General features: G+C 40.8%; 5 protein-coding genes, 1 pseudogene and 2 riboswitches. Of the genes and pseudogenes, 2 read left to right on the forward strand and 4 right to left on the reverse strand.

Annotated features, from left to right (window positions below; translation table 11 throughout):
* The first annotated feature begins 220 nt into the window (after positions 1–220).
* Positions 221–1,663: an NAD-dependent succinate-semialdehyde dehydrogenase gene (locus tag KSHG_RS10900; RefSeq protein WP_010306085.1), complete on the forward strand. Its 1,443-nt coding sequence runs from the start codon at positions 221–223 to the stop codon at positions 1,661–1,663.
* 299 nt (positions 1,664–1,962) lie between these two features.
* Positions 1,963–2,721, forward strand: a complete 759-nt coding sequence (locus tag KSHG_RS10905) for a C40 family peptidase (protein ID WP_010306089.1) — start codon at positions 1,963–1,965, stop codon at positions 2,719–2,721.
* Between the two features lie 436 nt (positions 2,722–3,157).
* Here the strand turns inward: KSHG_RS10905 and ribH are convergent, their stop codons facing one another.
* The 4 genes and pseudogenes from ribH to KSHG_RS19330 all read right to left on the reverse strand — a co-directional run.
* Complete coding sequence (gene ribH, locus KSHG_RS10910; RefSeq protein WP_010306092.1) at positions 3,158–3,628, reverse strand: 6,7-dimethyl-8-ribityllumazine synthase; 471 nt, start codon at positions 3,626–3,628, stop codon at positions 3,158–3,160.
* Positions 3,629–3,653: 25 nt separating this feature from the next.
* Positions 3,654–4,235: pseudogene (ribB, locus tag KSHG_RS16875) on the reverse strand (3,4-dihydroxy-2-butanone-4-phosphate synthase); the annotation flags it as partial.
* Between the two features lie 11 nt (positions 4,236–4,246).
* A complete protein-coding gene (ribE, locus tag KSHG_RS10920) occupies positions 4,247–4,873 on the reverse strand; it encodes a riboflavin synthase (protein ID WP_010306099.1) in 627 nt (208 codons plus the stop codon).
* Positions 4,874–5,037: 164 nt separating this feature from the next.
* Positions 5,038–5,153: riboswitch (FMN riboswitch) on the reverse strand.
* Positions 5,154–5,264: 111 nt separating this feature from the next.
* Positions 5,265–5,380, reverse strand: a riboswitch (FMN riboswitch).
* Positions 5,381–5,557: 177 nt separating this feature from the next.
* Positions 5,558–7,322: choice-of-anchor A family protein (locus KSHG_RS19330; protein WP_010306101.1), on the reverse strand; the 1,765-nt coding region annotated here is incomplete at its 5' end.

Genomic DNA, 7,322 nt, shown 5'->3' on the forward strand with positions numbered 1-7,322 from the left:
TATCGGACATCATGTCCACTATCTCAAATAAAAGGCGTTGCCATTTGGCAGCGTCTTTTTTATTGTTCATATTGTTCATTATGAACATTTTTATTCGAATCTTTTTATAGGTTTCTTCCTATTTTATGTAAAAAGGATACGTATTTAACTGTTCTGTCTGTTTATTTACGTTATTTTGTGGTAGACCTATAATAGAAGAGTTTTTAAGGAGGACATATACATGACATTTCCAGAAGTACACAACCAACTTTTTATTAACGGTGAATGGGTAGACGGCTCAAATGAAGCTGTTGAAGTAAAAAACCCCTCAACAGGTGAAGTAATTGGGAAAATCGCACAAGGTGGTACGAAAGAAACAGCTGAAGCGATCGCTTATGCGGCAGGTGCTTTCACTTCTTGGTCTACGACAGATCCGAAAGAACGTGCATCTGTTCTTCATCGCATCGGAACATTAATCGAAAATAACTTAGATCGTCTTGCACTTATTATGACGCTCGAACAAGGGAAACCACTATCTCAATCGAAAGCAGAAGTACAATCATCTGCAGATTCATTCCATTGGAGTGCAGAGGAAGCACGTCGCCTATATGGTCGCGTCATCCCTGCCCCGAACGGTCAACATTTCATGACCGTTCACCAACCAATCGGCGTCGTCGGTGCGATTACACCGTGGAACTTCCCTTCGAATATGATTGCACGTAAAATCGCGCCTGCACTCGCTGCTGGATGTACAGTCGTTTTAAAACCTGCAAGCGCAACCCCTTACTCTGCTCTTGCTCTCGCTGAATTGTTCGAGGAAGCCGGTTTACCAAAAGGGGCCGCAAACATTATTATGGGGAAATCAAGCGATATCGGGAAAGAATTAACATCGAATGATACGGTTAAAAAAATCACTTTCACCGGTTCAACTGAAGTCGGACAAATTTTAAATGAACAAGCCGCTTCTACTTTGAAAAAAGTATCGATGGAATTAGGCGGTCACGCACCATTTATCGTGTTCGATGATGCAGACTTAGATCAAGCCGTTTCAAGTTTAGTACGCGCTAAATTCCGCAACAACGGGCAAGTATGTACGTGCCCGAACCGTATTTTCGTTCAAAAATCAGTGAAACAAGCGTTTACAGAAAAACTACTCGTTGCGATGAAAGACGTAAAAGTTGGACTCGGCATTGAAGATGAAACCGTTGGACCGCTCATCAATGAAGAAGCACGTGAACATATCGAAGATCAAATTAAAGACGCAACTAGTAAAGGCGCAACAGTGTTAGTCGGTGGTAAACGTCCTGAAGATACTAAATTCGCAAATGGTCCATTTTACGAACCGACCGTTTTAGATGGTGTAACAAGTGATATGGACATTTACTATATCGAAACGTTCGGTCCTGTCATTCCACTCATTGAATTCGATACAGATGACGAAGTGGCTGAAGCAGCGAACGATACCGAATTCGGCTTAGCTTCTTATTTCTTCTCAAAAAACATCGCACGAATTTCACGTTTCTCTGCCGCGCTTGAATACGGCATGGTTGGCGTTAACTCAATGGCGATTTCTCAAGCAGAAACGCCTTTCGGTGGCATTAAGCATTCTGGATTCGGTCGCGAAAACGGAGAAGAAGGTATTCGCGAATACGTCTATACGAAATCTGTTTGTATGCACGACTAATTAAAAATGGTACGCTCTATTAATTCTCTTGTAAAAACGACCGAAGAGTTCACCTCCTCGGTCGTTTTTCTATTCTCCATACCCACATACCATAAAATCTTCATGACAACACGTCACAAATTCATCGCATTTTCATGACAAAACGATGACGATATTGCATATGTATCAATGGTGTTAAAAAATACACGATTCGTCATCTATTTTACATAAACGTATAATATTTAAACATTCTTTTTCGCGTTATGATTTGTTTGTATTAAAAAAACAAAAAAATAAAACACGTTAAGGGAGACTTTACTTTGAATAAAAAAACAGCACTTTTCTCATCACTCGCGCTTTCAGGCTTATTATTTTCTACGGCAGGTGCAACAAGTGCATCCGCTATGGCAAATGACGGGGGGCATCGTCAAACGTCGCAAGCACATTACACACCAACACAAAAAACAGCTGCATCGAATACATACGTTGTCAAACAAGGCGATACATTATCAAGCATCGCCTCAGCACACGGCACATCTTATGTAAAATTAATGCAATTAAATGGACTATCTTCTACGACTATTTATGCTGGGCAATCATTAAAAGTAACAGGTACTGTCACAAAAACAGCTGCTGTAACGAAAACACCCACGCAAAAACGTGTAACGCAAACGTCAAATACGGTTACACAAGTAGCTAATACAGCACCTGCCGCTTCATCAAGCATGGCAACGGCCGCAAGTGTTGCGCTTAGTGTCGTTGGTACACCGTACAAATGGGGTGGTAAAGCACCTGGTGGCTTCGACTGTTCAGGTTTAATTTATTATGCTACACAAAAAGCAGGTGCTAACTTAGGTTATGCAACAGCTGCTGGTCTTTATGCAGGAGGTACATCTGTATCAACACCACAAGTAGGCGACTTAGTCTTTTTCTCTAATACGTATAAAGCGGGCATTTCGCATGTCGGTATTTATATCGGTAACGGACAAATGGTAAGTGCCGCTTCAGACGGTGTGCAAGTCGATGCTGTACAAGGCGCTTATTGGAAAGATCATTTCACAGGTTACAAACGCTATTAATCGAAATAAAAAAGAGCGAACGCTTACTAGGAACTGACGCAAATATCTAAGCCAACATAAAAAGAAAAAAACACTTTCAAAGAGATAAAATCTTTGGAAGTGTTTTTTGATGAACAAAATCCATATGAAATAAAAATAATAGAAACGTTTTATGTTGAATCGCTTTTACGCATAACAAATGACGTTGTCGTTCAAACCCGCATCGACTACGGTCATAACACACGAATTTTAATAAAATGAAACCACCTTTACCGATTCAATACCGGAAAAGATGGTTCAACAAAAATTTGACGGCGTCTACTAAGAGAAATCCTGAGCAAAAGGCACCAGCAGGAAGCTTTAGCCATCCCCTATGAAAGCGTCCGTCAAATTCAGCTTAAACGCGTTTCACTTTCAAAAGTCCGTTCTCTCGTATTCGCTCTTTTTATATGTCGATTTATTGAGCAATTAACTCACATAAATTGGCCATTTCAATTGCTGAAATAGCAGCATCATACCCTTTATTCCCTGCTTTCGTACCAGAACGCTCAATCGCTTGTTCAATCGATTCTGTCGTCACAATGCCAAAAATAACCGGTACGCCCGATTGTAGGCCGACTTGTGCGATCCCCTTCGCCGCTTCGTTACATACGTAGTCATAATGCGTCGTGGAACCACGAATGACGGTCCCTAACCCGATTACCGCATCGTACGTTCCTTTTTCAACTAATTTTTTGGCGATAAATGGTACTTCAAATGCCCCCGGAACCCAAATCGTATCAATATTTTCTTCTTTGACGTCATGACGTTTCAAGCCGTCCAATGCCCCGTCTAATAATTTCGTATTAATAAATTCATTAAATCGTCCAACTACAATCCCAATTTTTAATCCTGTTCCTACTAATTTTGCTTCCATTGTTTGTCCCATTTTATCCAATCTCCTTCATATTCGTATAGTTAACGAGCTGTTCAATCGAAATGAGCGGACAGTCCATTTTTTCAGCGAGTCGTTGTAACTCTGGCAAGCGTGCCATATGTCCGTCTGCACTCATAATTTCACAAATAACGCCTGCTTCTTTAGCACCTGCGAGTTTTGCGAGTTCAATGGCAGCTTCTGTATGCCCTCTTCGAACACGAACACCACCGTCTTTTGCGATGAGTGGGAAAATATGACCCGGTCTTCTAAAATCCTGTGGATCCTCACTCGTTATTAATTTTTCAATCGTCAGCGCTCTCTCAAACGCACTAATCCCTGTCTCCGTCTGCTTATAATCAATACTTACTGTAAAGGCTGTTTCGTGATTGTCTGTATTATGGGCAACCATTGGTGGTAAAGCTAATTTATGTGCAAGCTCCGTCGAAATCGGTGTACAAATCAACCCTTTTCCGTACGTCGCCATCTTGTTAATCGTCTCAGCTGTACAATATTCAGCGAGTGCAACGAAGTCCCCTTCATTTTCTCGGTCTTCGTCGTCTACGACAATAATAATTCCGCCCTTTTTCAAATAGTGAATAGCCTCTTCAATTGTGTGCATATCGGTTCCTCCTAGTATCCATGCTGCGCTAAAAACGACGGCGTCAACGATGGTCGTTGTACGAACTTTTCGATATATTTAGCGAGCAAATCGGTTTCAATATTAACAGCTGTGCCGACAGGTTTTTCTTTAAAAATCGTCGAAGCATACGTATGTGGAATTAACGAAATCGTCACGCTCGTTGCGGTTACGTTAAAAATCGTAAGGCTCGTTCCATCAACTGCAATCGACCCTTTCGGCACACAATACTTCGTCAATGTTTGTGGAAGCTGTAAATCAATGTACACGGCATTTTCAAGTTGTCGCTTACGTAAAATTTTAGCGACGCCATCTACATGCCCGGATACGATATGACCACCAAAGCGACCGTTATTCAACATCGCACGTTCTAAATTAACGTGTGTTCCTCGCTTCACTGTCGCTAAGCTCGTACTATGAAACGTTTCCGGCATCACATCTGCCAAAAAATACGTCGCACCGATTTCTGTCACAGTTAAACAAACACCGTTCACTGCGACACTGTCACCTAATTGAAGATGTTCTAACACCTTATTTCCTTGAATTTGAAGCGTCATCGATTGTCTTTGCTTTTGTACACGTTCAATCGTGCCGATTTCTTCGATCATACCTGTAAACATGTCCATTCTCCTTTCCAACTTTACATAGTTGTCTAATAGGATAAATGAATGTAAGGGTACTACGAACAATCTCTTGGGCATAAAAAAACAGAAATCCACGTTTTACTAAGGGGATTTCTGTTTCATGCGTCAACAAATAAGCATACGTTTGTACACTTTTTCTGCGCATTCTTCTCTCATCCAGACTATACTGTCGGTTCCGGAATTCCACCGAATCCTGCTCGAAAGCTCGCGGACTATAACCGCCGATTGGGAGTTTCACCCTACCCCGAAGAAATGCTATGTAGTTTTAAAAAAAAAGCCCGTTCATCGCAATTTGCGGAACGGGGTTCGGTTTACGGCTCATCAAATAAGCAGTAGAAAAAGACACGCTTCTCCCATTGCTTTGACGCCGATCCTTCTCTCATCCAGACTATACTGTCGGTTCCGGAATTTCACCGAATCCTGCTCGAAAGCTCGCGGACTATAACCGCCGATTGGGAGTTTCACCCTACCCCGAAGGAAATATTCATTTACGCAATTATCTTAGCATAGTTACATTATAAATGCACGATTTTTTCAAAAACAACTAGATATCGAATACGATTCTCCTCCACGTAAGCCCGACGTCACCTACATGGTGCGCCTATAAAAAACATCTCAGAAAATAATTTCCTGAGATGTTTTCAATCATTTTATTTAAAATTATTTAGCAGAACGGTTTTTACGACGACCTTTAAAGAATGCCATAAGGGCGATGAATAATGCACCTAAACCAGCTGCTGTTGTTGCTGCCGCTGCATCCCCTGTTTGAGGAAGACCTGTTGCAGAAACTGTATTTGATTGCGCTGCTTCATTTGTTCCCGCATGCTGTGTTGCTGTGTTGCTTGCTGTCGTATTTTTCGTTGTTGTCGATTCATTACTTGCTGTGTTTTGTGACACAGTAGTAGCTGTTGGATCGTTACCATTTACAGATGTATTCACATTGTTTGAATCATCTTCACTTGGTGTTGTTGGTGTTTCTTCACCTGGTGTTGTCGGTGTTTCTTCACCTGGTGTTGTCGGTGTTTCCTCACCTGGTGTTGTCGGTGTTTCTTCACCTGGTGTTGTCGGTGTTTCTTCACCTGGTGTTGTCGGTGTTTCCTCACCTGGTGTTGTCGGTGTTTCTTCACCTGGTGTTGTCGGTGTTTCTTCACCCGGTGTTGTCGGTTCGTCAGTTAATTTTGTACCTTGGTAATCCCAACGGTGTGTTTCACCATTTGAACCTAAGTATCGATCTACAATAATTGAACCGTCCACGTTTGAGTTAGCAAATAATGAAGCTGCTGTCGCTAAAACAGTTCCTTGGAATTGTTTAGCTAATGTAATTTTACCTGTGTAGCCTGCTTCGTTTGTAGAATCGTTGAAGTTCCATAATAAGTTCGCATCGTTATAAACGATTGCTTCATGATTCGTACGTTCTGTCGTCCCGTACATTAATTTAATGCCTTGTCCGAATACGAAATCTTTTTTCCCTTTTAAGTCAACGTTTATTACTACATTCGTACCTTCTGCTAAACCAGAAATTAATAAGTCCCCTGATTTTTCTAATTCATCTGCAGAAATATTTAATACGATTGTGTTCGTCTTAGCTACTGGACTAAAGTTGCTTAAATCTAAGTAATAGTTGCTACCATTTTGTTCTGCGCCTTTACCTAATTTTGTTTCTTCTGTCGCTGTGTTAGCTAATTGTTTAGAAGTCGCTGCTAATGCTGCAAATTCTTTTTTGAAATCGATATATGTCGTTGTCGTTTCTTTATAAACGTCTTTCGCATGATCCATTTTATTACCATTCACATGAATAGCATCTTTGTTTTGATCAAATTCTACTTTAATATCTTTCCCTACAACAATTTTATTTGGACGACCTTCTACAAATGATGAGCTTGCTAAGTTTTGTTTTGGTGCAATTGATTGAATGTATGAAATATCCGTTTTATTATTTGCCTCATCGTACTGTGCATCATTTTGGTTATGTTGGTTCGTACCAAAGTTTGCAGGCGTATTCAGTAATTTACCGATTGCGACATTTCCGTTCGTATGAACTGTCCATTTTGCTTCATTTGCGAAAATGTGGAAATTTTGTGCAATCCCTAATAAATTATTTTCTACATTTGCATTTACTGTATTTTTAATATCTGATACGACATCACTTGATGTGTCGTTATCGTAAATATGTTTGTTACCATTTCTTGATGAGTCGATCACTGTCGCTTGTTTTGTTTCAGTTTCAGCGGCTGTTGTTTTTGCAACAGGTGCTTTTTGTTTTACTACTTCCGCTTGTTTTGATGCTTCTGCTTGTTTTGCTGCTTCTGCTTGTTTTGCTGCTTCTGCTTGTTTTGCTGCTTCTGCTTGTTTTGCTGCTTCTGCTTGTTTTGCTGCTTCTGCTTGTTTGCTGCTTCTGCTTGTTTGCTGCTTCCGCTTGTTTGCT

Origin of the sequence: Kurthia senegalensis, assembly GCF_000285595.1 — a bacterium.
GTDB lineage: Bacteria > Bacillota > Bacilli > Bacillales_A > Planococcaceae > Kurthia > Kurthia senegalensis.